This window comes from Bacteroidia bacterium, from assembly GCA_016218155.1.
Taxonomy (GTDB): domain Bacteria; phylum Bacteroidota; class Bacteroidia; order Bacteroidales; family GWA2-32-17; genus GWA2-32-17.
Genome location: JACREQ010000034.1, coordinates 101531 through 128168, shown reverse-complemented (window position 1 = coordinate 128168; position 26638 = coordinate 101531). Strand labels below are relative to the sequence as shown.

The 26638-nt window shown below is 32.6% G+C and carries 19 protein-coding genes and 1 tRNA gene; 13 read left to right on the top strand and 7 right to left on the bottom strand.

Features of this window, described 5'->3' with window-relative positions:
• Positions 1–4: 4 nt before the first annotated feature.
• The 3 genes from HY951_06270 to HY951_06260 all read left to right on the top strand — a co-directional run bounded on the left by HY951_06270 (position 5) and on the right by HY951_06260 (position 4430).
• Entirely contained in the window at positions 5–1510 is a 1506-nt protein-coding gene (locus HY951_06270; GenBank protein MBI5539645.1) for an NAD(P)/FAD-dependent oxidoreductase, read from the top strand.
• On the top strand, positions 1500–3200 hold the full coding sequence (locus HY951_06265; protein ID MBI5539644.1) for a hypothetical protein: 1701 nt from the start codon (positions 1500–1502) through the stop codon (positions 3198–3200). Before HY951_06270 ends, HY951_06265 begins: the two co-directional genes overlap by 11 nt.
• Positions 3201–3299: 99 nt before the next feature.
• A complete protein-coding gene (locus HY951_06260) occupies positions 3300–4430 on the top strand; it encodes a 1-acyl-sn-glycerol-3-phosphate acyltransferase (protein MBI5539643.1) in 1131 nt (376 codons plus the stop codon).
• On the opposite strand, the gene HY951_06255 is transcribed toward HY951_06260, so the two are convergent.
• Positions 4427–4774, bottom strand: coding sequence for a Rieske (2Fe-2S) protein (locus tag HY951_06255; GenBank protein MBI5539642.1), 348 nt, complete (start codon positions 4772–4774; stop codon positions 4427–4429). The two genes, HY951_06260 and HY951_06255, sit on opposite strands and share 4 nt — an antisense overlap.
• Positions 4775–4868: 94 nt before the next feature.
• On the opposite strand from HY951_06255, the gene HY951_06250 reads away from it, so the two are divergent.
• The 6 genes from HY951_06250 to HY951_06225 all read left to right on the top strand — a co-directional run bounded on the left by HY951_06250 (position 4869) and on the right by HY951_06225 (position 15667).
• Positions 4869–5327 carry a hypothetical protein gene (locus HY951_06250; GenBank protein ID MBI5539641.1) on the top strand — a complete coding sequence of 153 codons (459 nt, stop codon included), beginning with the start codon at positions 4869–4871 and terminating at the stop codon, positions 5325–5327.
• A 413-nt stretch (positions 5328–5740) separates the two neighbouring features.
• The gene (locus HY951_06245) at positions 5741–9376 is read left to right on the top strand and encodes a carboxypeptidase-like regulatory domain-containing protein (GenBank protein MBI5539640.1); all 3636 of its coding nucleotides are present in this window, start codon (positions 5741–5743) and stop codon (positions 9374–9376) included.
• Between the two features lie 19 nt (positions 9377–9395).
• Entirely contained in the window at positions 9396–13577 is a 4182-nt protein-coding gene (locus tag HY951_06240; GenBank protein MBI5539639.1) for a T9SS C-terminal target domain-containing protein, read from the top strand.
• Positions 13578–13613: 36 nt separating this feature from the next.
• A complete protein-coding gene (locus tag HY951_06235; protein ID MBI5539638.1) occupies positions 13614–14723 on the top strand; it encodes a PorV/PorQ family protein in 1110 nt (369 codons plus the stop codon).
• Between the two features lie 76 nt (positions 14724–14799).
• A complete protein-coding gene (gene greA / locus HY951_06230) occupies positions 14800–15273 on the top strand; it encodes a transcription elongation factor GreA (GenBank protein ID MBI5539637.1) in 474 nt (157 codons plus the stop codon).
• A gap of 1 nt (position 15274) precedes the next feature.
• Positions 15275–15667, top strand: coding sequence for an HIT family protein (locus HY951_06225; GenBank protein MBI5539636.1), 393 nt, complete (start codon positions 15275–15277; stop codon positions 15665–15667).
• A 33-nt stretch (positions 15668–15700) separates the two neighbouring features.
• Here the strand turns inward: HY951_06225 and ruvC are convergent, their stop codons facing one another.
• From ruvC to HY951_06205, 4 genes are all read right to left on the bottom strand, one after another.
• Positions 15701–16255, bottom strand: coding sequence for a crossover junction endodeoxyribonuclease RuvC (gene ruvC, locus HY951_06220; GenBank protein MBI5539635.1), 555 nt, complete (start codon positions 16253–16255; stop codon positions 15701–15703).
• 37 nt (positions 16256–16292) lie between these two features.
• Positions 16293–17180 (bottom strand): DMT family transporter, encoded by an 888-nt coding sequence (locus HY951_06215; GenBank protein MBI5539634.1) that lies wholly within the window; start codon positions 17178–17180, stop codon positions 16293–16295.
• A 4-nt stretch (positions 17181–17184) separates the two neighbouring features.
• Positions 17185–19044: a tetratricopeptide repeat protein gene (locus tag HY951_06210; protein ID MBI5539633.1), complete on the bottom strand. Its 1860-nt coding sequence runs from the start codon at positions 19042–19044 to the stop codon at positions 17185–17187.
• A 111-nt stretch (positions 19045–19155) separates the two neighbouring features.
• Entirely contained in the window at positions 19156–20226 is a 1071-nt protein-coding gene (locus tag HY951_06205; protein MBI5539632.1) for a hypothetical protein, read from the bottom strand.
• Between the two features lie 175 nt (positions 20227–20401).
• Between HY951_06205 and HY951_06200 the strand changes: the two genes are divergently transcribed.
• Positions 20402–21190 carry a hypothetical protein gene (locus HY951_06200; protein MBI5539631.1) on the top strand — a complete coding sequence of 263 codons (789 nt, stop codon included), beginning with the start codon at positions 20402–20404 and terminating at the stop codon, positions 21188–21190.
• Between the two features lie 42 nt (positions 21191–21232).
• Here the strand turns inward: HY951_06200 and HY951_06195 are convergent, their stop codons facing one another.
• Positions 21233–21865, bottom strand: a complete 633-nt coding sequence (locus HY951_06195; GenBank protein MBI5539630.1) for an HAD family phosphatase — start codon at positions 21863–21865, stop codon at positions 21233–21235.
• Between the two features lie 153 nt (positions 21866–22018).
• Between HY951_06195 and mtnA the strand changes: the two genes are divergently transcribed.
• From mtnA to HY951_06180, 3 genes are all read left to right on the top strand, one after another.
• Positions 22019–23122: an S-methyl-5-thioribose-1-phosphate isomerase gene (mtnA, locus tag HY951_06190; GenBank protein MBI5539629.1), complete on the top strand. Its 1104-nt coding sequence runs from the start codon at positions 22019–22021 to the stop codon at positions 23120–23122.
• 4 nt (positions 23123–23126) lie between these two features.
• The gene (locus HY951_06185) at positions 23127–23759 is read left to right on the top strand and encodes a class II aldolase/adducin family protein (GenBank protein ID MBI5539628.1); all 633 of its coding nucleotides are present in this window, start codon (positions 23127–23129) and stop codon (positions 23757–23759) included.
• Positions 23760–23833: 74 nt separating this feature from the next.
• A tRNA-Ile gene (locus HY951_06180) sits at positions 23834–23907 on the top strand.
• 257 nt (positions 23908–24164) lie between these two features.
• Here HY951_06180 and HY951_06175 read toward each other — a convergent pair.
• Positions 24165–26594 carry a right-handed parallel beta-helix repeat-containing protein gene (locus HY951_06175; protein MBI5539627.1) on the bottom strand — a complete coding sequence of 810 codons (2430 nt, stop codon included), beginning with the start codon at positions 26592–26594 and terminating at the stop codon, positions 24165–24167.
• Positions 26595–26638: the final 44 nt, after the last annotated feature.

Genomic DNA, 26638 nt, shown 5'->3' with positions numbered 1-26638 from the left:
AAATATGGATAAAAAATCAGTTGTTATTGCAGGAAGTGGTTTAGGCGGTTTACTTTGTGGTTATATTCTTAGCAAAGAGGGATACGAAGTTACAATTTTAGAAAAAAACCATCAGCTTGGCGGTTGTCTTCAGACTTTTGTTAGAAACAAATGCATTTTCGACACAGGCATGCACTATATTGGCAGTATGGCCGATGGTCAGGCACTAAATTATTTATTCAGATATTTTGGGCTGACACAAAAGCTTAAATTAAAAAGAATGGATATTGATGCATTTGATGTTATTGATATTGCCGGTAAAAAATACAATTATGCTCAAGGTTTTGATAACTTTGCAGAAACCATAACATCATACTTCCCTACAGAGAAAGAAGCCATTAAAAAATATACTAACAAATTACAGGAAATCGGATTATCCTTAACAAATTTACTTGCAGGTAAGGCAAAACCAGGCACTACAGGAATGGCAAGCTTTGAGCATTTTTATGAAAACACACATCAATATATAAGTTCGTTAACTAACAATTACCAACTTCAGAATGTTTTAGCTGCTCTTAATCCACTGCATGCAGGAGATCCAAAAATGGCCCCACTTTATATTCATGGAATAATAAATTATTCGTTAATAGAAAGTACCTGGCGAATGGTTGATGGAGGTTCGCAAATTTCGGATATTCTTGCAGAAGGCATTATTAACAACGGTGGTAAAATTCTTTTAAAATCAGAAGTAAAAGAATTCTCTGCAGGAGCAGATAATACCATTTCACACGTTTTACTAACAAATGGAGAAAGAATTGAAGCCAACCATTTTATATCAAATATAAATCCTGCAAAAACAATAGAACTTACAGGCTCAGATTTACACAGAAACGTTTACAAAAAAAGGATTCAATCTATTGATCAGACCATCTCTGCTTTTTCTTTGTATATTGTTTTTAAAGAGAAAGAGTTCAATTATATGAACTACAACTATTATCGTTATAATAGCGAAAACGTATGGGGAGCAGAAACATATTCTGCAGACACATGGCCTGACGGATATATGCTTTATACACCTACTACCTCTTCATCAAATGTTCATGCAGAAAGTATGATTGCAATTACATTAATGAAATACGACGAAATGCTTAAGTGGGAAAACACGACTGTTGAAAAACGTGGCGAGGAATATAAACAGATGAAAGAACGTAAAGCAAATCAACTAATTGATTTAATTGAAAAACAATTTCCGGGTATCAGAAATAAAATAAAAGCTTATTATACTTCTACACCATTAACATATCGAGACTATACAGGAACTATAAACGGCTCGGTTTATGGCATTATGAAAGATTGCAACAACCCACTTAAAACTTTTATTTTACCAAGAACAAAAGTACCAAATTTATTAATGACGGGACAGAACATAAACCTACACGGTGTTATGGGAGTTACTATAGGTTCACTTTTAACCTGTGGTGAACTTATTGGGTTTGATTATCTGTTAAAGAAAATTCAGGATGCCAATTAAAAACAAATTAAATAATAAACTCTCTTTACCCTGGAAATTTCTTTCTTTCCTTTTAATAATTGTTATCGGCACAATAGTATTTCTTTATTCTTTATTGATTTCACCACCAAACATTCCCACAAATAATTCAGATTTTAAATTAACTAAGATTAATGACAGTATAACAATTTGTGAAAAAAGCTGGATTAAAAAAAACTCATATAATATCTGGGAACTTTATGTTGAAGGCACACCTTATGAGCGTGGATTAAAAACTGGAATGCTAACTAAAAATCTTGTAGAATATCAGGAGATTGCATTCTTAAAACAAATAATGAAGCTTGTTCCTTCGCGCTCATACCTAGATTTTTTAAAATATTTTATTGCAGTTTTTAATAGAAATTTAGATAAAAACATTCCCTTAGAGAATCTGCAGGAAATGTATGGCATTTCAAAATTTATGTCGAATAAATTTTCTTTTATTAGTCCTGCATACATGAGAGTTTTAAATTATCATGCGGCACACGATATTGGACATGCTTTAGTAACATATCACATGGTTGGATGCACATCATTTGCAGTTAAAAATGAAGCATCAGCCGACTCATCTTTACTAATAGCACGAAATTTTGATTTTTATGTAGGTGATGAATTTGCTGAAAATAAAATTGTAACGTTCTTTAAACCCGATTCCGGGTATAAATTTATGTTTATTTCATGGGGCGGAATGATTGGAGTAGTATCAGGAATGAATGAGAAAGGTATAACTGTAACAATAAATGCAGGAACATCAGATATCCCCTATTCAGTTGCTACACCTATTTCTATTGTTGCACGCAATATCCTTCAATATTCAGGAAATATTGAAGAAGCCAAACAAATTGCATCAAAATTTAAAACTTTTGTTTCAGAATCAATACTTATAGGATCTGCTGCAGATAACGATGCTATAAATATTGAGAAAACTCCATCAAAACAATTTGTTTATACTTCAAAACATAATTATCTTATTTGTACCAACCATTTTCAATCTGACTCTTTGGTTCGCGAAAAAAACAATATCGAAAACATGCTTAATAGTGCTTCGCTATACAGATACTTCAGAGTAAAAGAACTTATTTCAGAAAACTTACCTGTTTCACCAAATACTGCTGCTAAAATAATGCGCAACAGAGCCGGATTAAAAAATTCGGACATAGGAATGGCAAATGAAAAATCCGTTAATCAATTAATAGCACATCACTCTATTATATTTCAGCCAAAAAAATTAAAAGTATGGATTTCTACATCACCATACCAAATAGGCTCTTATATAATGTATGATTTAAATAAAGTTTTTAACGACACCTTTAATATCCAAGAAACTGCAACGGTATACAATCCTGATGAATCTATCAAAGCTGATAATCTTCTTTATTCAAGAAAATACAAATCATTTCTTTTTTATAGATTGTGTAAGGACTATATAACAAGTTACACTAAATATCCTGTTCTTGGATTAATTTCTAAAGAAAGACTAGAACAATTTAAAAATTCGAATCCTAATTATTATTTCACCTGGCAAATATTAGGTAATTACTACAAAAGTCGAAAACAATATTCTGAAGCTATTGATTGCTATAACCAAGCTTTTACTTTAGAAATAGCAACCAGGGGTGAGCGAACCGACATTGAAACAAGCATTAATAATTGCAAGGAATTAAATAAATAGATTATTCTTTCAGGTTTTTCAAAAATTCTATAATGAAGTTTAACAGTTCTTTTTTAATCTGTAATTTATATATTTGCGGCATAATAATAAAAAGCAAAAATGTTCATTCCTGAATTCGAAGATATTAGACCATATAACGATAATGAGATTAATGCTGCATTAAACAGGCTAACAAATTATCCTCAGTTTAAATCTGTACTTCAGTTTTTATACCCTGAAAGTGAGCACCCTAAAATTATCTCACTTTTAAACAGTATTGATACAGCTGCAGATTTGCAATCCAAATTTATGCGTAATCTTGTATTTGGTGTTGTTGAAAAAACATCAACATCTTTCACTACAAGTGGCTTAGAAAATTTATCTCCAGATATGCCATATTTATTTATTGCAAATCACAGGGATATTATTTTAGATTCTGCAATGTTACAGGCAGTTTTAAATTTCAACAATTTTCCAACTACAGAAATAACATTTGGCAGTAATTTAATGAGCTTTCCCCTTATTGTAGATTTTGGCAAAGCAAACCGAATGTTTAAAGTTAACAGAGGTGGAAACCCCAGAGAATTTTTAACAAATTCTAAAATTCTATCTGCATATATCAGACATACAATTACTGAGAAAAAAGCATCTGTTTGGATAGCTCAAAGAAATGGACGAACAAAAAACGGTGACGACAAAACTGAAATAGCATTATTGAAAATGCTGAATATGAGTGGAACAAAATCAATAAAAGAAAATTTTAGCGAATTAAATATTGTTCCGGTTACTGTTTCATATGAAATTGAACCATGTTGCCTAGAAAAGGTAAATGAACTTTATATTTCTTCATATCAGAAATATGAGAAAAAACCAGGCGAAGATATATCCAGCATTTTAAAAGGTCTTACACAAAATAAAGGTAGAATTCATCTTGCTTTTGGTAAAGTAATAAATGATAATATTCCGGATTCACTCCCTTCAGCAGAAACAGCAAAAGAACTAAGCTCAGTTATTGATAATATAATTTATAAAAATTTTAAGTTCTGGCCAGCAAATTATATTGCTTACGACATGACTTTAAAAACAAATAAATATTCTGAGAAGTATTCCGAAAAAGAAAAATCAGATTTTACAAACTATAAGGTTAACACTGTTTCAAAAATTAGTGGAGATAAAACTGAAATCGAAAAAATATTTCTGAATCTTTACGCTAACCCGATTATTAATCTCGAAAAAATCTCTCAGGTTTAATTGGAAACACGTATTGTATTGTTTCCATCATAAGTTACCTGATATAAAGTTAAAGGACGTTCAGCATCACCTGACTGTACAGAGCCATCTAATAAAGAGAACTTTGACCCGCAACATGGACATTTCAGAAACAGTGTATTTGAAGTATCAGGCAGTACAGCACACCTATCAGAAGGTTTATAAGTGCAACAGCGGTCATATGCCGAAAAATCTGTCTGAGAAAGCCTGTAAATAACAATTCCACAAACTCCACCGGTTACAAAAACATTGTTTCCAATTGTTTGAAGAGTACTAAATTCCGGATCGCTTAAAAAAATCGTAAAATTTACATACACATTTGGCACAAGATCTTCTTTTTTGCGACAACTATCCGATAATGTAATTAGCAGTATTATAAATAAAAAAATATGTATTTTTGAAAAGCGCATTTTATGTAAAATGAATTCTGATACAAAGATAAATAAATTTTCAGTTATTATTTTTATTACCCTTGTATTGATTGTATTCGGGTCAAACGGAATAATTGCACAACCATATTCTGTTGACAGACCTCCTCAGAACAAATTTGCATGGAATTTTCATATTAAAACAGTTTTTAAGAAAAATCCGGCAAAAGAAGCCGAAAGAAAAAAACAAAAAGACTTAAAAAAATCAACCAGAAACGAAAAAAAGAACCAGAAAAAATACTGGAAAAGGGTTGATAACCCAAAAGAAAAAGGCACCAACAAGAAGGTTGTCAGGCGAATGAAAAAAAATCTTAGAATTGCCGAAAGACACAACCATAATAAACATACCGAAACAAAAATTAAACGGCTTTCGAGAAAGAAAATTAAACTTCCTAAGCTTTCAGACACAAAAATTCGTTGGCCATGGAAAAAGAAGGCTAATTCTGATTAACAAAAATTAATTTTAACGAATTTGCAGTTCAACAGACAATACACGTTGTTAGGATATTTAGTTGTTTTGTTAAGAAGTTCATTATAGTTTTTTAACTTCTCAGATTGTAATTTTATACCAGCCAAAATATTTTATGTTTTATAAACATGTTTTGGTATAATTATTCTTAAAGTTATTTATAATGTTTTCAAATAAGAGTTCGATTTTAAATTGTTTTATCAACCGTTTTAATGAGTTAGAAGATTAAATAAATTACATGACTTGAATCAAAAAGACAAATACAGTGAGAGATTTTTTGCTAATATTAAAAAAGTATGTTTTTTTTTCCAATTCATTATTTATATTTACGATTCTGTTAAAAAGTGTTAAGTATAAAAATTTTATGTTATTAACGAAATTATAATCAAATGATTATGTTGCGAAAGATTTTATTCGTTTTAGCTGCTGCTATCATTTCTTCAAATGTTTTTGCACAATCTGGAACATTACAAGGAAGAGTTCTTGATGCAGGCAATGGCGAGGCTATTGCATTTGCTAACGTAAGTGTTGAGTCAAACGGACAAATAATTACCGGAGGTATGACCGACTTTGACGGCAAGTTTGTAATTAAGCCTATACCGGCTGGAACATATGATGTTAAGGCATCTTATGTGGGTTATCATCCATTGCAGTATAAAGGTTTAAAAATTATGGCCGGAAAAATTACTTTCCAGGACTTTAAGATTACATCATCTGTTCAGCAATTGAACGAGGTTGAAGTAAAAGAATATAAGGTGCCACTTATAAGCAAGGACCAAACCTCAACCGGAGGTGCGGTAACTTCTGAAGAAATTTCAAAAATGCCTGGAAGAAGTGCCGAAGCTGTTGCTACAACAGTTGGTGGTGTTTACTCCGAGCGTGGCGAAGTAGGAAGTATTCGTGGTTCCCGTTCAGAAGCTACCGTATATTATATTGACGGTGTAAAAGTTTCTGGAGGTGCAAGTAGAAGTATGCCTAAATCAGCAACATCACAGGTTGAGGTTATCACCGGTGGTGTGCCTGCAAAATATGGTGACGTTACTGGTGGTATTATCAGCGTTACAACTAAAGAACCATCTCGCGAAATATTTGGTGGAGTTGAATTAGTAACTTCTCACTTTTTAGATGCTTATGATTATAACTTAGCTGAGTTAATGGTAACAGGTCCGCTTTTTTCAAAGAAAACAGTTGATAAGTACGATTCTACTAAAGTTAAGAAAAATGTTATTGCAGGTTTCTTTATTTCTGCGAGTTTTAACTACGAAAAAGATAACCAGCCTTCAGCTATCGGCTGGTGGAAAGCAAATGACGGCGTAACCGATGAATTGCTTTCAAACCCCTATCGTACAAATGCTGCTGGAATTGGGACTATACTAAATAGCGAATTTCTTTCAGCAGATAATTTTCAAAATGTTAAAGCCAGAGATGATGCTGAAGCAACTGAAATGATGGTTACTGCTAAAATTGATGTTAAACCATCACGTAATATTAACCTTACTTTTGGTGGTACATTCGATTATAATAAATTCAGAGATTTTAATTATTCTAACACATTATTTAATTCAAAAAATAATGGCGAGGCTATTAACAGAACAGTACGCGGATATGCCCGTTTAACTCAGAAATTTCAGAGCGAAAATGATAAAGATAATGCAACTGCATTAATTAAAAATGCTTATTATCAGATACAAGTGGATTATCAAAAATTTAATCAGACTGTTCAGGATAGAGAAAACAAAGAAGATTTATTTAAATACGGTTATGTTGGAAAATTTACCACTACTCAGGAAAGATCTTATCGTTATACTTATGACTTACCTGGCTTTGCATCTGGAGTATATGAGCATGACGGATTCAGAGATTTAAACTATGCATTTGAAGCTTCTGATGTAAATCCTGATTTAGCAAGTTATACAAGTTCTTATTATAGTCTTTATCCTGCAAATAGTTTTTGGTATCAGAATAAAGAAAGAGTTCAGGCCGGTGGTGGTTTACTAAACGGAGAATCTCCAAACCCTGTTTATAGTTTTTATAATAGTCCAGGTACGCCTTATAATACATTTTATAAAATTGATAATTCACAATTCAGATTATCTGCTTCGGGATCTGCCGATATTAAGGATCATGAAATTTCATTAGGATTTGAGTTTGAACAACGTGATGACAGATATTTTGGTGTAAACCCAATGGGATTATGGGATTATGGACGCAAATATACTAACTTCCATATTCAGGAACTTGATACAAATAACAGGCATTTAGTATATGATGCAAATCTGCAATTTCAGGATACTATATGGTATGACAGAATGTATAATGCCGAAGCTCAAACACAGTTTGACCAGAAATTAAGAGAAGCTCTAGGAATGCCTGTTGACGGAACTAACTGGATAGACTTCGATTCATACGATCCATCTATTTTCTCTATTGATTTCTTTTCAGCACCTGAGTTGTTAGATAACCAACAGGTTTCATATTATGGTTACGATCATCATGGAAACAGATTAACAACCAAACCAAGCTTTAACGATTTTTTAACTGCAAAAGATGAAAACGGCAGATTTAAACGTGAAATTCCATCATTTCAACCAATTTATGGAGCTGCTTACATTCAGGATAAATTTGCTTTTAATGATTTAGTTTTTAACGTTGGTTTAAGAGTTGACCGTTTTGATGCCAATCAAATGGTATTAAAAGATCCTTATTCATTTTATGAAACTAAAAAATTAGGTGAAGTTTCCGGATCGTTAAATCCAAGTGGTGCACATCCAAATAACCTTTCATCAGATGCAGTTGTTTATACCAATGCACCAGGTACTCAAATAAAAGGTTACCGCGAAGGATTTAGTCCTACAGATGCAAAATGGTATGATGCTAACGGAACACAAATTAATGACCCAAAAGCAATTGAAGATAATAGCTCAATGCATCCAGTTTTAGTTAACCCGGGTGAAGAATTAAGCGTAAATGCTTTTAAAGATTATGAGCCTCAAATTAATGTTATGCCACGTATTGCATTCTCTTTTCCTGTATCTGACGTAGCATTGTTTTTCGCACATTATGATGTGCTAACAAAAAGACCAAGTAGTAATGTTCGCATGAACCCACTTCAATATTATTATATTCAGAAACAAACAGATGCTATCAATAACCCTGATTTAAAAACAGAAAAAACTATTGACTACGAACTTGGTTTCCAACAAAAATTAAATAATACCTCATCTATTAAATTCTCTACTTTCTATCGCGAAATGAGAGATATGGTTCAGGTACAATATATTTATGGTGCATATCCATTTAAATATATGACTTATACAAATATTGACTTTGGAACAGTAAAAGGATTAACATTAGCTTATGACTTAAGAAGAACCGGAAATATTACATTCAGATTAAGTTATACCTTACAATTTGCAAACGGAACCGGTTCTAATGCTGAAACTAGTAAAGCACTTATTCAAACCGGTCAGCCAAATTTAAGAGCTACCATTCCTCTTGATTTTGACCAACGTCATGCTATTACCGGTAACTTAGATTATCGTTATGCAAGTGGAAGAGCATATACCGGACCAAAAGTTGCTGGAAAAGACATCTTACAAAATACAGGAGCAAACTTTACATTTAACTATGGTACAGGTTCCCCATACAATAAAAAAGATCTTAATAATGGCAATTTAATTGGATCTATTAATGGTTCACGTAAACCTTCCCGTTTTACAATCAATATGAGAATTGACAGGGACTTTGAATTAAATTATGGTAAAGGTGAAGGCGATAATAAAAAAACAGCAGGTCTAAATGTTTATGTAGAAATAAATAATTTACTTAATACAAAAGAAATTATTAATGTTTATGAAACAACAGGTAATGCTGACGATGATGGTTATTTAAACAATGCTTTAAATCAATCTTCAATTAATGCTCAAAATGATCCTCAAGCATATAGAGATTATCGTACAATGTATATTAATAGTCCTTATAATTACTCATTTGCTAGAACAATTCATTTGGGTATTCAACTAAGTTTCTAAAAAAAGAAAATTAAAAGATATGAAAACAAGGGAAATAAAGAAGATTTTTGCGATAGCAGTACTTTTTGCTGTTGTAGCTCAACCATTGTTTGCAAAAAAGTGGATAGGCGATAGCAAAAGAGTTTCTGTAAATCAAGATAAATCTGTAACTGCCGGTTGTATTACACCATCAGCAGTTAGTGAGCTAAGCCTAAATAATGTTAGAGCCAGAATATACACAGGTGGTGATATGTGGTGGGATTTTCAAACCCGCTTAGCAAGTTATGAAATACCTAAAGGCTCTGGTAAAATGGCTTTATATGCTGGTGCTATCTGGATTGGTGGTACTGACGTTAACGGACAGCTTAGAGTTGCCGGTGCTAGATATCGTGATGGTCAGGATTATTTTACCGGTCCGCTTAAATCTACTGGTGCTGCACAGGGAACAACTACATCAGAATCTTGTATAAAATACGATAAACATTTTATTGTTAGTCGTGATGAAGTTTCAGAATATAGAAGCTATTGGAATGCAAAACAAGCAAACGATCAGGCTTTATTACAATCACAGTTTGCAAATTATTCTGTACCTGATGTAATTCAAAACTGGCCTGCAGTAAATACCGATCCTGATTATGAATATAATCTAGCTCCTTTCTTTGATAAAAATGATGATGGTCTTTATAATATTGAGGATGGAGATTATCCATGGTTTGACCTTGACAAATCAGTTGAATGTACAGCAACACAAGCTTTAAGAGAACATATCTTATATGGAGATAAAACTTTATGGTGGGTATATAATGACCGTGGTAATATTCACACAGAAACTGATGGTTCGTCAATTGGTATGGAAATCAGAGCTCAGGCTTTTGCTTTCGCAACAAATGATGAATTAAACAATATGACTTTTGGAAACTATACTCTGATTAACCGATCAAGTTATATTTTACAGGATTGTTATTTTGGAGTTTGGACAGATGCTGACTTAGGTGATGCTGCTGATGATTATATTGCTTGTGATGTTAAAAGAGGATTAGGTATTTTATATAATGGTGACGAAATGGATGGTGACGGAAACGGTGCTAACTATGGTACACAGCCACCTGCAATCGGTGTCGACTTTTTCGAAGGTCCATATATGGATCCTTATGAATTTAACGGCATAGAAGTTGACCGTCCTTCAGCATGGGATACCGTTACAAATACATTAAATTTAAACAGTCCATATATTAACAATGGTTGTATCAATGGTATAAATTTCGGTGATGGAGTTCCTGGTAACGAACGTTGGGGAATGCGCCGTTTCATGTATTTTCAGAATGATGGTAGTACTTTAAGTGACCCTTCAACAGCAGTTGAATATTACAGATTCTTAACAGGTTACTGGAAAGATGGAGTTAGAATGACTTATGGTGGTACCGGATATTCTACAGGTGCAGGTACACCTGCTGACTTTGCTTATCCTGAAAATACTGACCCTAGTGGTTGGGGAACAGGCGGAAATCCTCAAACCCCATGGACTATTGAAGGCAATTCAGTTAAAGATTACCGATTTGTACATTCAGCTGGTCCATTTACATTACAACCAGGTGCTGCAAATGATATTACAACAGGTATGGTTTGGGCAAGAGCAACTTCCGGCGGAAGAAAAGCTTCAATTATTGAAGTTAAACGCGCTGATGATAAAGCTCAAAGATTATTTGATAATTGTTTTAAATTAATTGATGGTCCAGTTGCACCAATTCTCGAGATTATTGAACTTGACAGAGAGTTTATTTTCCATATTAAAAATGTAAAAGGAACAAATAACTACGTTAATGTTCCTGAAGATTATATTGAAAAAGATCCTTTTGTAGTTTGTCCTACTAATTTACCCGGCTGCGATCCTTATTATACCTTCCAGGGTTATCAGGTATATCAGTTAAAAGATGAAAGTTCTTCTGTAACAGATATCGAAAATCCTGATAAAGCAAGATTAGTATTCCAATGCGATAAAAAGGATACTATCTCAAGAATTATAAATTACGAATACGATAGCCAGATTGGTGCATCAGTTCCTAAATTAAAAGTTGAAGGTGCAAATGTTGGGATACAACATTCATTTACATTAACAAATGATGCTTTTGCAATTGGTGATAAGAGATTGGTTAATCATAAAACATATTATTATGTTGCTATTGCATATGGATATAACAATTATCAAACTTATAATCCAACTGATCCTAATGCATTAGAAGGTCAAAAGAAACCATATTTACCAAGTCGTTCTGGTATTAAAACTTATACAGTAATACCTCACATTACTTCACCTGCAAATAATGGTACTATTTTAAATTCCGATTTCGGAGATGGTCCTAAAATTATTCAGATTGAAGGTTTAGGTAATGGTAATAATGAGATAAAACTTACACAAAAAACTATTGATAAAATTATGGCAGGTTCTCCATGGAGAGCTGATAGCGTTGAATACGAAAACGGATATGGTCCAATTAAGGTAAAAGTAATTGATCCATTAAATGTTCCTGATAAAAGTTTTGGTTTAAAGTTTATTCCAGATTCAAGTACTGTTGCAATTGGTACATCTGGTTATTATATTACTAAAGCTAAATGGAAAGTATATCCTATCCCAGCATCTGCAACTGATACAGTATTCTCTGATTCAAAAATTGAATACCTTAATGAACAAATAATACCAAAATGGGGTATTTCAATAACAATAAATCAGGTTCCATGGCCAGCTAAAAAAGATCCTGCATCATACCAGAACGGTTATATTTCTTCAAGTGTAGTTTGGGCAGACCCGTTAAAAAAATGGATAGATTTTGTTCAGGATGTTGATGGTTGCGGATTCCCTAACTGGATAAGATCAGGAACATCAGTTGTTACCGACCAGCCTCCTTGTAATGACGTAAATAGTTCAAGTGCCGGTGATGACCAACAGTTTTATGAAAAAGTAATTGATGGTACCTGGGCACCTTACATTTTCGGTATGGAAGATAAAATTGGATCAACAACCTATGATCCTCAGTACACTGGAGTAGCTTTCTCTACTTTACATACTACAATGAGTACAGTAACAAGAAGATTGTCAAGCGTTAAAATTGTAATCACTAAAGATAAATCAAAATGGACCCGTTGTCCAGTAATAGAAACCTGTGATTATGATTTAGCTACAAATGTTTACAATGCCGGATTAAATGAAGGTAATCAGTACAAGTATAATATGCGTAAACATGCTTCGGTTGATAAAAACGGAAGCTCCACAAATATTACAACTACAAGTGATAGTTTAACAAATCCAAATTACTCAAACTATATTGGTGGCAGAGGTATGGGTTGGTTCCCTGGTTATGCTATTGATGTACAAAACGGAGAAAGATTAAATATGGTTTTTGGTGAAGATTCAAGATATCCTGGTGAAAACGGAAGAGATATGATGTGGAATCCTACCAATAACTATGCATCTGAATTATATATGCAAACCGGTGGTTTAGCAGGCGACTTCTATCTTGGCGGAAAACATTTTATATATGTTTTCGGTCATAACGAAGCTGGTTCAGATACTATGCCTCGTTACGATGGCGGGTTGAATTTATATAAGAAATTTATAACAATTACAGGTAACGCCGGTAATACAAAACGTAATCTTTGGTGGAATGCAATGTGGGTATCAATTCCTGTACTTTCAGGTAATTCACAAATGCAGACAAATCCAACTGATCCTTATTATTTTATTAAATGCGACGTAGAATTTAATATAAATATTGCTAATCCATACATTAAAGCAACAGGTAATTTTAAAAGAGATCCTGCTTTAGTTGAGAACAAGGATTTGCCTTATTATCAATTTAGTCTTAAAGATTTAGTTCCTTCAGTTAACGATGAAGAAACTGCAAAGAACTCTTTAGAACTAATAAGAGTTGTTCCTAACCCATACTACGGTTACAGTTCATATGAAACTTCCCAGCTTGACTATAAAGTTAAGTTAACAAATCTTCCACAAGTTTGTACAATTAGTATTTACAATGTAAGTGGTACTTTAATCAGAAGATTTAAGAAAGACAGTCCATTATCATATCAGGATTGGGATTTAAAAAATGAATATGGTATTACAATTGCAAGCGGTGTTTATATTATGCATATAGATGCTCCCGGATTAGGCGAAAAAATTGTTAAATGGTTTGGTGCATTACGCCCAATTGACTTAAACAATTTTTAATAGTAAAAATGATTTAGAACAAAATATTGGAGAATCATGAAAAAAAGATCAATTTCAATTCTGGCAGTAGCTGCACTCTTAACTGCAACTACATTCTGTTTCGCGGGAAATGAGCAACGTGCAGGTCAGGCCGGAGCAAGCGAGTTACTAATTAACCCATGGGCTAGAAGCTCAGGTTGGGGCGGTGCAAACTCAGGCGGAATCAGAGGACTTGAAGCATTACAAATTAATGTTGCAGGAACTGCATTCACCAAAAGAACAGAGCTGATTTTTTGCCGTACTAACTGGTTGGCAGGAACAGGGATAAATATTAACTCTTTTGGGTTATCACAAAAAGTTGGAGAAAGCGGTGTTTTAAGCTTATCCTTAATGAATATGAGTTTTGGCGATATCGAAATAACTACAGTTGAATTGCCAGAAGGTGGTATTGGAACTTATCGTCCCAACTACACTAACATTTCATTAGCATACGCTAAAGAATTTTCTAATAGTATTTATGGCGGTTTAGTTGTAAAAATTATTAATGAAAAAACTGCCGATTTATCTGCATCAGGAGTATGTTTTGATGCCGGTATCCAATATTTAACCGGAATTGGTAAAAATAAGTTAGGTAAGAAAAACCGCGACAACTTACATTTTGGTATCTCTATTAAAAACGTTGGCCCAACAATGCGTTTTAAAGGCGACGGACTTTCATTCAGAGGTGCAGTTCCACCAAAAGATATCGTAATGACAGTAGAACAACGTTCTGCTGATTTTGAGTTACCTGCATTAATTATGATTGGTGCAATGTACGATTTCTATTTAGCTCAGAAAGTAGATACAGTTGCTGACAAAATCAGAAGTGATCACCGAGTAAGCATTTCAGGTAACTTTACTTCAAATTCATTTACAAAAGATCAGTTTCACGGAGGATTAGAATATTCTTTTAAAGAAATTGTAATGATTAGAGGTGGATATGTTTACGAAAAAGGTATTAATAAATATGATACACGTACAACTGCATTTACCGGTCCAACAGTTGGTGTTTCTGTTCAAATTCCTTTAAATAAAGAAAAAGGCTCAACTTTCTCTATAGATTATTCATACCGTGACACTAATCCATTTAATGGTGTTCATTCTATAGGCGCAAAAGTTACATTGTAATAATATTTTTATTATCTTTGCATTCAAAGAGTCCCGAACTATTCGGGATTCTTTTTGTTTTAAAATCAGATGATGTATGAGTAACATTTCGTACCTAACCCCAGAGGGTTTTCAAAAGCTAAAAACTGAACTTGAACAGTTAAAAACTGTTGAACGTCCAGCTATTTCAAATGCAATTGCTGAAGCACGTGACAAAGGTGATTTGTCAGAAAATGCTGAATATGATGCAGCAAAAGAAGCACAAGGTATGCTTGAAATGAAAATTCAGAAACTTGAAGAATTAATTTCAACCAGTCGAGTTCTTGATGATTCAAAAATAGATAAATCTAAAGTTCAGATTCTTTCTAAGGTAAAGATTAAAAATACGATAACAAACGCTATTCAGCAATACACTTTAGTTTCTGAAAGTGAAGCTAACTTAAAAGAAGGAAAAATTTCTATTAACACACCTATTGCTAAAGGGTTATTAGGTAAAAAAGTTGGCGATTCAGTTGAAGTACAGGTTCCAAGCGGAAAATTATCTTTTGAAGTAATAGAAATTACAAGGTAAAATGTCCAGCATTTTTTCTAAAATAGTAGCAGGCGAAATTCCTTGTTTTAAAATTGCAGAAACTGAAGAATTTCTAGCTTTTCTTGATGTATCGCCATTAGCAAAAGGTCATACTTTAGTTATTCCCAAAAAAGAAATTGACTACATTTTTAATATTGAAGACAATACTTTGTCAGAACTAACTTTATTTGCAAAGAAGGTTGCTAAAGCTATTGAAAAGACAATACCTTGCAAAAGAATTGGTATTGCTGTAATTGGACTAGAAGTTCCCCATGCACACATTCACCTTATTCCAATCAATAATGTTTCCGACATAGACTTTTCAAGACCAAAACTAAGTTTTGCTAAAGAGGAAATGACTGAGATTGCTGAAAAAATCAGATCAAATTTTTAAACAAGTACTAAGATTCCTCGCTTATTTAAATTTTTATTTCTTTAATCTGTTAGGGTTTTTACTCAAAAACTCTTTCCAGCTTTTGGCTGTATTGTTATTTTCACTTACAGGAGCCTGAAAAAAGTGACAAAGAGCTGCAGCCAGACCATCTGTTGCATCTAAATGCTTTGGCATATCTTTTATTAACAATATTTTTTGCAGCATGGCAGCAACCTGCTCTTTTGATGCATTTCCATTGCCAGTTATAGACTGCTTAATTTTTCTGGGAGCATACTCAAATACCGGTATAGAATGAGAAATTGCTGCTGCAATTGCTGTTCCTTGGGCACGTCCGAGTTTTAACATCGACTGAACATTCTTTCCAAAAAATGGAGCCTCGATAGCAAGTTCATCAGGTTTGTATTCATTTATTAAACCCGATACTCTTTCAAAAATATGCTTAAGTTTTACAAAATGATCATCTAGTTTATGCAATTCTATAACTCCAATAGCTATTATTACCGGCTTTTTTTGCTTAACCTCAATTATTCCATAACCCATTATTGTTGTTCCGGGATCAATACCTAGTATTATTTTATCTATGCTCATTACGCAATAAAGATACTATAGAGTAATTAAACAAACGTTATTTCTGTTGCTTTTTAAGTTTTGCTTTCGATAAAAATATTCCTAAAACAATTAGCAATAATCCGGCAATAGTTGAAAAATGAATGCTCTCGTGAAGAAAAAATGCAATAAAAAATATTGAAAGAAAAGGAGAAAGAAAAACCAATGAACTGATTTTTTCTGGTGATTTTGAATACTGTAAAGCATTTAACCACAGAATAAAAGTAATTCCCATTTCAAAAATACCAACATATACAGCTGCACTAAAAGATGTTATACTCTGAATTTTAACAGGCTCAAAAAACAACTGGTAAAGAAAAATATAAATAAAGCCAAACAGAAAATTCAAAAAAAGCTTATTTGTTTCTTCACGTTTATCTTTCATATTAAGCAACCAGAAACTCGACCATATTATTGAACTTCCGGCAGCCAGTAAAACACCAAATGAATTAGAGATATTTAAATTCCATTTTCCCTGAAAGGAAATTACAACAACGCCACACAAACAAATTAATAATGCAATTAATGCCTTTAAAGTGATTTTTTGTTTTAAAAAAGGTGCCGATAAGATAACCAGAACAACCGGCCATGTATAATTTAATGGTTGAGCAATCTGCGCCGGAAGTACGCTATATGCTTTTAATAACACCATGTAGTATAAAAACGGATTTAAAAATCCTAAAACAGCTGAATACAACCATGAATTAAGGCTGACATTAAAAGTTTTAAGAAATTGCCCTTTAAAAACAAGCACAACACCTAGCAAAATAACACTTACACATGTGCTTACGAAAAGCAGATTTGAAAAGGGCATTCCCTTTAAGGCGGTTTTAAAAGCAGTTGCAACAGTCGACCAGAGCAATACAGCAGAAATGGCAAATAAATATGCTTTTCTCTGGTTTTGCATAATATTAATTTGGCATCCCGTTAGAGTTAACAGGAGTTTCTTCTTCCTGTAATTTATCTCCTCTTAAGAATCTGTAACGTTTTCTGGATTCGTTAACTAATGTACTTCCCGGATGATCAGTCATTATCTTTTGATAATAATCCATTGCCTTTTTGTTATCTAGCAAATACTTTTCATAAATATTTGCCACTTTAAAAAGAGCATCATCTGATAATGTTCCATAGTTAAATTTTGTAGAAACAGTATCAAAGTATAATACTGCTTTGCTAAACTCTGCTTTCTTTAAATATAGCTCCCCCAGCTTAAAGTAAGCATCATCTAAAATTTCATTAGACTTGTATTTAAAAATAATACTGTCTAATGTTATAACTGCGACACTATCGTTATGCCTGAACTCATATAAGCCGGCACGTGAATACATTTGAAGAGCTTCCCCTGTTGTGTCCTCTGTAACATTCTCATTAATTAATAATGACAAAGTAAAAGCATCATTTGCAATTAATTTAGAAGTTGATGCTTTTAATACATCTAGCTGTGCCTGAGCCCATAAAAAATCACCTGAAAAATATGCCAAACGCGCTTTTCTGTATTTTGCTTCGTGACCTATCGGCTCGTTCTCGTTTGCTTTCTCAACCTGAGCATAATAAACCGTTGCACCCCATATATCATTATTAAATAAAAGTATATCACCAATTAACAACTTGCACTCAGCAATCTGCATTGGCGATAAAATGTTTGAAGCAAGAGTCTTTTCTAAGTCCTTACTAGCTTCATCGGCAATATTTAAATAAAATGTTTGAATAAACGCAATAGCTTTTATTAATGAGAAAGTTGATTTTGACCTACCTAATTCATCTAATGTTGCTTTTAATACTTTCTCCAAATCAACAACCTCTGATTTTTTGACTCCAGGTTGCTCAATTATTTTATTATATAATGTATTCATATAATCGCTTCTGGCATCAACATACCAACTGTTATATTTTCCTTTATCGATAACATATTGGTAAGCTTTTAACGCAACGTCATAATCCTTATTAACAACAGCTTGATTTGCTAATTCAATCAATCTGCTACCATCTTCTTTTAATCTTTTATCAAGTGCCGATGATTGTATAAATGCATTTTCGTAATCTTTCTCTTGCAGATATAACCAAATTAACAATTCGCTAAATATTTTACGATCAGGATTTTTTTGTATTCTTTTTAAAAGCTGAATTTTTAACAACCCTGTTAAATTATTTTCTTTATCGGCATAAACAGATGACTGAAGCCTGTTTTGTACAGTCTGAATATAGCTTTCGTGAATTTCAAGTAAATCAAGATACTCATTAATCATTTTATCATATAAAGATTGTATCTGATATAAATTAGCCAGTTCGAAGTTAAACCCATATACATCTTTAAGCATTTTTCGTCCTTTAAGATAAGTTTGTTCGGCATAATTATATTCACGTTTATATAAAAATGCATTTGCAAGTGTTATAATCTGATTGTTATCTGGCTGAAGAAGCTTTAATGCCTGCTCATATTCTTCATCTGCTTCTTTTAATAAGTTTTGGGTTTTATATAAAAAACCAAGATCTACTCTAAAGCTTAAGTCTGTGCTGTTTTTACGAATCTCTTTTCTTAATATTTTTTCACCTGTTTCGTAATCTTTTAGCTCAATGAGACAGTTTAAATAGTAAGTAAAAAATATTTTTGATTTTTGGCTGCTATACAGCTCAGCAAAAATTGTTGCTGCTTTTTCAAATTCCTTATTTTTATAATATTGTAGTGCTAATTGATTTTGTTCATCAGGTGTTTGCGCATAACTTGCCTGTATTATAAGAAAGAAAAATATTGTAGTTAATAACCTGAACATTCAATAATAAATTTTTCAAAGGTAATTCTAAAATCAACTTTTTATATGCAACATAAAAAAACAGAAAAGAATTTTAATAAAGTATATTTAATGTGTTAAAATTAAATAAAACTATTTTTTTGCAATCAATGTATCCTTTTTCTCAGGCTCATAATACACCTTAGATAAATCGTAATAGTTTTGACTATTAGTAATAAATCCCTTAAGATTTCTCTTTATAATATGTTGAAGTTGAACATTATTACTTAAGTTTGACATCTGTAGTACAAATTTTGGCTTATCTCCTTTAAACTGTTGAATATTTTTTTCGAGATATTCGGTAACATTTGAGTTGTCAACATTATACAATAAATCAAGTTTATCTTCAGAAAGTAACTGTTTTTCCCTTTCAGAAGAACCATTAAAATTAACGATAACAGTATCAAGATAAGGCAAATAGTTATTCGAATTATCTTTTTGATAATAAAAATTATTTCTTAATAATATTAACGGTTCACTTTCTTTTGGATAGTTGTTAATATAAAATGGACCTGCACCAACAAAACTTTTATATCCATACTTTTCAAATGCTTCCTTAGGAATAACAGCAGTTATAGGCGATGCAAGAAAATACAGAAAAAGTGGGTTCGGCTTTTCTAAACAAATAACCAAAACAGAATCATTTTCTGCTTTAATCCCTGAAATCACTTTTGAACCGTTCTTTAAAGAATCAGAATAATAATGGTCGGTAGCACCTACAATGTTATCAATAGTTCCGAAGAAATTCTGGTTATTACTATTTTGAGTTGCAAGTAATGTAAATGTATATACAAAATCGTCAGCAGTTACTTTTCTTCCAATACCATCAGAGAAACACTCATTATCATTGAAATAAACATTGGTATTAAGAAAAAATCTATATATAGTTTCTGTTGAATCAATTTCCCAGGTATAAGCTATTGCGGGTTTTACCGATAAATCGTAAGCATTAAACTTTACTAAACCATCATATAATTGTGAAATAATGTGACTTGACACAATATCCTGAACACTATGCGGGAAAAGGGTTAAAATTCCCGATCTCTCATTAATTCTAAGAGTACCCCCGAAACTATTGGAATTCGGTTTTTTATTTGAACTGTTAATACAGCTAAATGTTGATAGAATTAATAGAAGAAATAAATATTTAATTAAAATATTCATTTAATTTCAATAATTACGCTTTTTGTACAAAATTACTTTTATTTTTGGCAAATAAATTAAACAGTTTAATTTTGTTTATTATATTTGCTGATTGTGAATAAATTTTATTGTTTGTTTTGATAATTTAAAAATTAAAAGTACATTCGTTGTTTGAATGGTAAAAATTACCTCGCCAATGAAAAAGAAAATAATTACATTCCTGTTTTTTATCCTGTTAGGGTCATGGTCTTTTGCTGGTGAAATAGTCATTGATGGCATATTTCAGGGTAAAAATCTTTATGTAATGAATCCATTTGCATCCTCCGGAGTAGGTTTTTGTGTGTTTGAGGTTACCGTTAATGGCAAAACTTCTACCGACGAAATAAACTCAAGTGCATTTGAGATTGATTTATCAATTTACCAGTTTAATCTTGGAGATAAAGTTACTATTAATATTAAACATAAAGACAATTGTATTCCAAAGGTTCTTAACCCTGAAGTTCTTAAGCCCAAAAGCACATTTACCGTTTCTGTAATTGAAGTTGGGAAAGACGGAACTTTAACCTGGTCAACTACAGGAGAAGCCGGTAAACTAACATATATTGGCGAACAATACCGTTGGAATAAATGGGTAAGAATTGGTGAAGTTGAAGGAAAAGGAACTCCAAATTCAAATTCATATTCATTAAAAGCAACTCCACATTCAGGAAATAATAAATTCAGAGTTAAACAGGTAGATTATACAAAAAAACCAAGATACAGTCCTGAAGCCAGTTTTAAATCAATGAGTCCTCCTGTTACAATAACTTCAAAAAAGTTTGAAACAGAAATTACATTCTCAGGAGAAACAATGTACGAAATATATGATTACTATGGTAATTTAGCCCTTAAAGGTGTTGGTAGCAAAGTTGATATTTCAACCCTAAAGAAAGGTGATTATTTTATCAACTTCGACAACTCAATGGATCAGTTTAAAAAGAAATAACCTAAAGAATACAAATAAAAAAAGGAGCAGTTGCTCCTTTTTTTATTTCCATAAATCGGCAAATACATCAAGAATATCCTCATCCCTTAAATAATAAGTTCTTAGTCCGGTAGCTTTTGCTCCTATAATATTTATTTCAGAATCATCAATAAAAACAGTCTCATCCGGCAACAGTGAAGCATCTTTTAAAACAAAATCATATATTTCTTTATCTGGTTTAACCAATCCTAAATCATGCGAAAACCATGCTTTCTCAAACAAACTATTAAAATTATTATAACCAAACTCTTTTTGTAAACTAACTAAGTATTTATTATAATGTATAATGTTTGTATTGCTTAATAAAAAGACTCTGTATCTTGACTTAAGTTTTTCTATAAGACTTATCCTTTCTACCGGCATATTAAGTAATAAAGCATTCCATGCAGATTCTATCTGTTCATCGGTAAAATTCTGTTTAGAGATTTGCCTTATTTCATTCATAAACTCATTAATGGCAACATGTCCTTTCTCCATCTTAACTAACAAATCAGACCCCTTTGACTGAAATATACATTCTTCTACATCTACAAAACCCAACTCTTTAAATGCATTTATAGTAAGCTTAAAATCAATATTGATAATTACTCCACCATAATCAAAAATTATGTTTTTTACACCCGCTAAATCAATCATATTTTCTAAATCTTTTTCTGTAAATAAATTCTTTTTTAAGGTCAGAAAGAACTTAACATAAATTATTATTTTGAATTTGTGTATTTTTATAAATTCATGCTGTGTTGAATTGAAAAACAAAATTATCATTAATTAAATAAATTTGAAAATATTATGCACGTTAACGGAAAAGCATATATGGCTTTGTGGGTAGATGAAAAAAACAGCTCTGTTAAAATTATTAATCAGCTTAAAATTCCTTTTGGATTCGAAATTTGCGAAATAACATCTTATCTGGAGCTTGTTAATGCTATTAAAGACATGCGTTTACGCGGAGCCCCACTTATTGGAGCTGCCGGAGCATATTCCATCTGGCTTGCAAGTATTGAATCAGCTAAGCATTCAAACCCTAATAAATTTCTTGCAGAAGCATATAAAATTATTGTTTCTGCACGACCAACAGCTGTAAATTTAAAATTTGCAACATCGCTTATATATAATAAGGTAATTGCTGAAAATGATTCTTCAAAATGGCAACATATTGCACTAAAAGAATCTAATGTTTTCTATAATAATGAAATTGAGAATTTTAGAAAAATAGGAACATACGGACTTGAAATAATCGAGAAAATATCTTCAAAGAAAAAAGGTGAAAAAGTAAACATCTTAACACATTGCAATGCGGGCTGGTTAGCCTGTGGTGATTACGGAACAGCAACAGCACCTATTTACCTTGCACATGAAAAAGGCATTAAAATTCATGTTTGGGTTGATGAAACCCGCCCACGTTTTCAGGGGGCTAAACTTACTGCATGGGAAATGCATAATGAAAACATTCCATTTACAGTAATAGCAGATAATACCGGGGGATATTTAATGCAGGAAAACATGGTAGACATGGTAATTGTTGGCGCCGACAGAGTTGCTGCAAATGGCGACGTAGCCAATAAAGTAGGCACCTATTTGAAAGCTCTGGCAGCTAAAGATAACAACGTTCCGTTTTATGTTGCATTACCATCAAGTACAATCGATTTTGAATTAAAACAAGGTGTACATAATATACCAATTGAAAAAAGAAATGAAGATGAGATTGTAAAAGTTGATGGTTTAACAAATAACAGAATTGTTGAAATTGTTGATATCATGCCATCTCATTACCCGTCGGCAAACTATGCATTTGACATTACCCCTGCACGATTGGTAACAGGTATAATAACAGAGAAAGGCATAGTAGCAGCAAAAACAGAAAAAATATTAGAAATGTTTTCAGAAAAATAATTTTATGGAAGATAACATTAAACAGGAAGTTGCATATTTCATGCGTCGTTTGTATCGCAAAGGACTTACAACAAGCCTTGGAGGAAACATAAGCTGTAAGATAGATAACGATAAATTTGCTATAACACCTAGTCAGACCGATAAAGGAAGAATTAAAGCCGAAGAACTCGGAATAGTAAATTTAAAGGGTGAAAACTTAACTCCAAAAGTAAAATTAAGTATGGAGACCAGAATGCACTTGTATATTTATCAAAGGAGAAAAGATGTAAAAGCAATAGTACATGCACATCCCCCATTTTCTTCTGTTTTTGCAGCTTCCGACAAAAAAATAAATTGTAAACTTTTAGGAGAAGCTCGTGCTTTACTTGGAGAACCTGCTTATGCTAAATATGCTCTTATGGGCACAGAGGAACTTGCTAAGATAGTTTCCGAATCATCGTTGACAAGTAATGTAATTATTTTAAAAAATCATGGCATTTTAACTGTAGGCGATTCACTAATTACTGCAATTGACAGAATAGAAGTTGCTGAAGTTGCTGCCCGATTAAGCATTTTATTAAATATAAATGGAAATATTCAGGAATTAAGCCCTGCGCAATTATCTGAAATTGACGCACTAATGAATGTTTCTTCATGAAATTAGCATAAGATTGAAAAAACTATTGCTAAATTAAAAGCATTATTGTAATATTGCAGTCCCTAAAAACTTTGGGGCCCATAGCTCAGCTGGTTAGAGCACCTGACTCATAATCAGGGGGTCGTAGGATCGTGCCCTACTGGGCCCACAACAGAAACCCTTATAAACATTCAAGTTTGTGAGGGTTTTTTTGCGTTTATACGGTTTATTGGCAGTTTGCTTTATGGTGCAAGTTTTGGTGCAAATGCATATAAGGTACATTGTTAAATGCACTAAACATGCAAAAAACATGCACATGAAAATCTCTGATAAATACCATAATTACACTCTATTATGGGAACATTAAAATTGCTTCTAGACACAAGAAGAGCTAGAAAAGACAAAACTTTCCAAATATGAGTTGTTTTATCTTAAAATACAGATTTTCTTATATTGTAATTTACTTTGCTTTTCAACTGCTGTTAGAATATATTCGCCAGTTGGTAAATCACTTACATCAAGTGCCATCATATGGGAAGCATTGATAGTAAAAGTTTTTGTAACCTTACCAGTAATATCTGTTATTTTTATTTCACCCGTTAACGGAGTAGAAAAATTAATATTAACAACTGTTTGCGCAGGATTAGGATAAATATTAAAGCTATTAATATTGCTGATCTCGTTAATCCCAATAACAATATCAGTTGCAGCGGCATACGTACATCCATTAGAATCAGTAATAGTTACAGAATATGTCCCCGCACCAAGTCCGGTAAGGTCTTCAGTTGTAGCTGAGTTATTCCATTGATACAAATAAGACCATGTACCACCTGTAGCGTTTATATTTATAGATCCATCATTAGCTCCACTACTTGACTCATTAGTAGATATCATGCTTACATATAAAGGAGGTGGGTTTTCTACATTTATTGTTGTTATATTTGATTGGCATCCATCTTGAGAAACTGAAAGACTAATTGTATTAGTTCCTGCGTAAGCCCATGTAACAGAATATGGGCCAGCACCATAACCATATAAGATTGTTGCACCATTGAAATCCCAATGGTAATCAGATATAATGTTGGCATTACCTGTATATGTAATTGTTGAATTATCTCCATAACATTGTATATTAGAGGCTACAAAAGTTGAAGTCGGTGTTTGATTAAATTGAACCATAACAGTGTCGGCATCAAAAAAGCCACCATTATTCTCAGTCCAAGCTAATGTATACAAGCCACTAATTCCAACTACTATATTTGAAGTAGGTAAATTCGGATCAGCAAAAGTAACACTTCCAGGACTGGACACAACTGTCCATGTGCCAGTGCATACACTTGGAATTGCTAAAAGACTATAAGTATTTCCACAAACAGTGTCATCAGGGCCAGCATTAGCTATAGGTATAGTAGCTGGATTATATTCATATGCTCCAATATCTATTATTCCATTTATCACCCGTGGATTGCCTGCTAGATCTATTGTAGGATAAGTACCACTAGAATTTCCTGAGTTAATACATGGCGAACTGCAAAGCAAAGACCAATTGGCAGTTTGTCCATGATAACCAATTCCGCTTCCAACTGAAGGTGAAACAAAAACCGGGTCAGAATTTATATTATTTTGATAAGTCCCTATGTAAAAATTGTTATTTAATTCAAAAGCTGCTTCTCCACCTTGTAAATTGCAATTATAAAAATCAGGATCACTGTCTTCGTCGATTAGGTAAACTTGCTGCCCACTTATAATTGCAGTATTGCCCCAAATAATTGAATTCATAATTGTTGGACTAGACATGGTACAATAAAAAGCTCCTCCATTTGTAGCACTATTATTTGCAATAGTATTATTGGTGATATTCGGGCTACTTCCCAGTAATAATATACCACCACCAAATGAAGCAGTGTTATTAATGATTGCATTGTTACTGATTATAGGCAGACTTCCACCATCACTATTAATCCCTCCTCCACCATCAGCAAAATTTGATGCAGAATTGTTAGAAATGGTATTATTAATAATAGTAGGATTACAATTTGTTATATAAATACCACCGCCGCCGCCGCCCTCATTATTTAAAATTAGGTTATTATTGATAATAGTATTATTTCCACTACAATAAATACCACCACCTTTAGTCCCATTTGGAGCAATGTTGTTTGAAATAATATTTGAGATTATAGTTGCTCCTATATTATCAGCGTAGAAATAGATTCCTCCTCCAAAATATCCAGAATTGTTAGAAATAACATTATTAGAAATAATTGGGTTGCTAAAACCATAATAAATACCTCCACCACCTGATAAACCTGTATTATTTGCAATAATATTATTAATTATTAGAGGATTACTGTTATTAATGCAAAATATTCCACCACCCATACTGGCGGTGTTATTATTAATGCGACAATTTGAAACAATCGCTTTTGAAAAATTATCAAAGAATAAAGCACCGCCATCTGCATCATATCCTGAACTTGAAGCAGCTGCTTTTGCATATTGTAGTTTACAATAGCTTATTTTAGAAGAATCATTTGTAGATGAGGTGTTATCAAAGCGAATTCCACGCCAACCTGCTGTAATATTAGTGGCGGTAAAAATAATTGTATCTGTAACTGTACCGATAGCTTGTAAACTACCAAGTACAAGCAACTTACACGTACCTTGGAAGCGCACCTCTGTTCCTGGTTCTATTGTTAGAGTGGAGCCATTTGGCACCATTATACTACCTAGTATAATATAAGGTGAACCAGCAAGAGTCCATAGACCAGATACGTTACCCCCCGGAATATTGGTTGCAGATAATGAACATACACTTACAACTAATGCAAATAATAAAGATGCTAACTTTTTCATATAAATATATTTTGAACTCAAATGTAACACTTTTAGAATATTAA

Excerpts from the sequence above, each read along its gene's own strand:
- HY951_06270 (MBI5539645.1), top strand. The coding sequence starts at position 5 with ATGGATAAAAAATCAGTTGTTATTGCAGGAAGTGGTTTAGGCGGTTTA.
- HY951_06265 (MBI5539644.1), top strand. The coding sequence starts at position 1,500 with ATGCCAATTAAAAACAAATTAAATAATAAACTCTCTTTACCCTGGAAA.
- HY951_06260 (MBI5539643.1), top strand. The coding sequence starts at position 3,300 with ATGTTCATTCCTGAATTCGAAGATATTAGACCATATAACGATAATGAG.
- HY951_06250 (MBI5539641.1), top strand. The coding sequence starts at position 4,869 with ATGAATTCTGATACAAAGATAAATAAATTTTCAGTTATTATTTTTATT.
- HY951_06245 (MBI5539640.1), top strand. The coding sequence starts at position 5,741 with ATGTTGCGAAAGATTTTATTCGTTTTAGCTGCTGCTATCATTTCTTCA.
- HY951_06240 (MBI5539639.1), top strand. The coding sequence starts at position 9,396 with ATGAAAACAAGGGAAATAAAGAAGATTTTTGCGATAGCAGTACTTTTT.
- HY951_06235 (MBI5539638.1), top strand. The coding sequence starts at position 13,614 with ATGAAAAAAAGATCAATTTCAATTCTGGCAGTAGCTGCACTCTTAACT.
- greA (MBI5539637.1), top strand. The coding sequence starts at position 14,800 with ATGAGTAACATTTCGTACCTAACCCCAGAGGGTTTTCAAAAGCTAAAA.
- HY951_06225 (MBI5539636.1), top strand. The coding sequence starts at position 15,275 with ATGTCCAGCATTTTTTCTAAAATAGTAGCAGGCGAAATTCCTTGTTTT.
- ruvC (MBI5539635.1), bottom strand. The coding sequence starts at position 16,255 with ATGAGCATAGATAAAATAATACTAGGTATTGATCCCGGAACAACAATA.
- HY951_06215 (MBI5539634.1), bottom strand. The coding sequence starts at position 17,180 with ATGCAAAACCAGAGAAAAGCATATTTATTTGCCATTTCTGCTGTATTG.
- HY951_06210 (MBI5539633.1), bottom strand. The coding sequence starts at position 19,044 with ATGTTCAGGTTATTAACTACAATATTTTTCTTTCTTATAATACAGGCA.
- HY951_06205 (MBI5539632.1), bottom strand. The coding sequence starts at position 20,226 with ATGAATATTTTAATTAAATATTTATTTCTTCTATTAATTCTATCAACA.
- HY951_06200 (MBI5539631.1), top strand. The coding sequence starts at position 20,402 with ATGAAAAAGAAAATAATTACATTCCTGTTTTTTATCCTGTTAGGGTCA.
- HY951_06195 (MBI5539630.1), bottom strand. The coding sequence starts at position 21,865 with ATGATTGATTTAGCGGGTGTAAAAAACATAATTTTTGATTATGGTGGA.
- mtnA (MBI5539629.1), top strand. The coding sequence starts at position 22,019 with ATGCACGTTAACGGAAAAGCATATATGGCTTTGTGGGTAGATGAAAAA.
- HY951_06185 (MBI5539628.1), top strand. The coding sequence starts at position 23,127 with ATGGAAGATAACATTAAACAGGAAGTTGCATATTTCATGCGTCGTTTG.
- HY951_06175 (MBI5539627.1), bottom strand. The coding sequence starts at position 26,594 with ATGAAAAAGTTAGCATCTTTATTATTTGCATTAGTTGTAAGTGTATGT.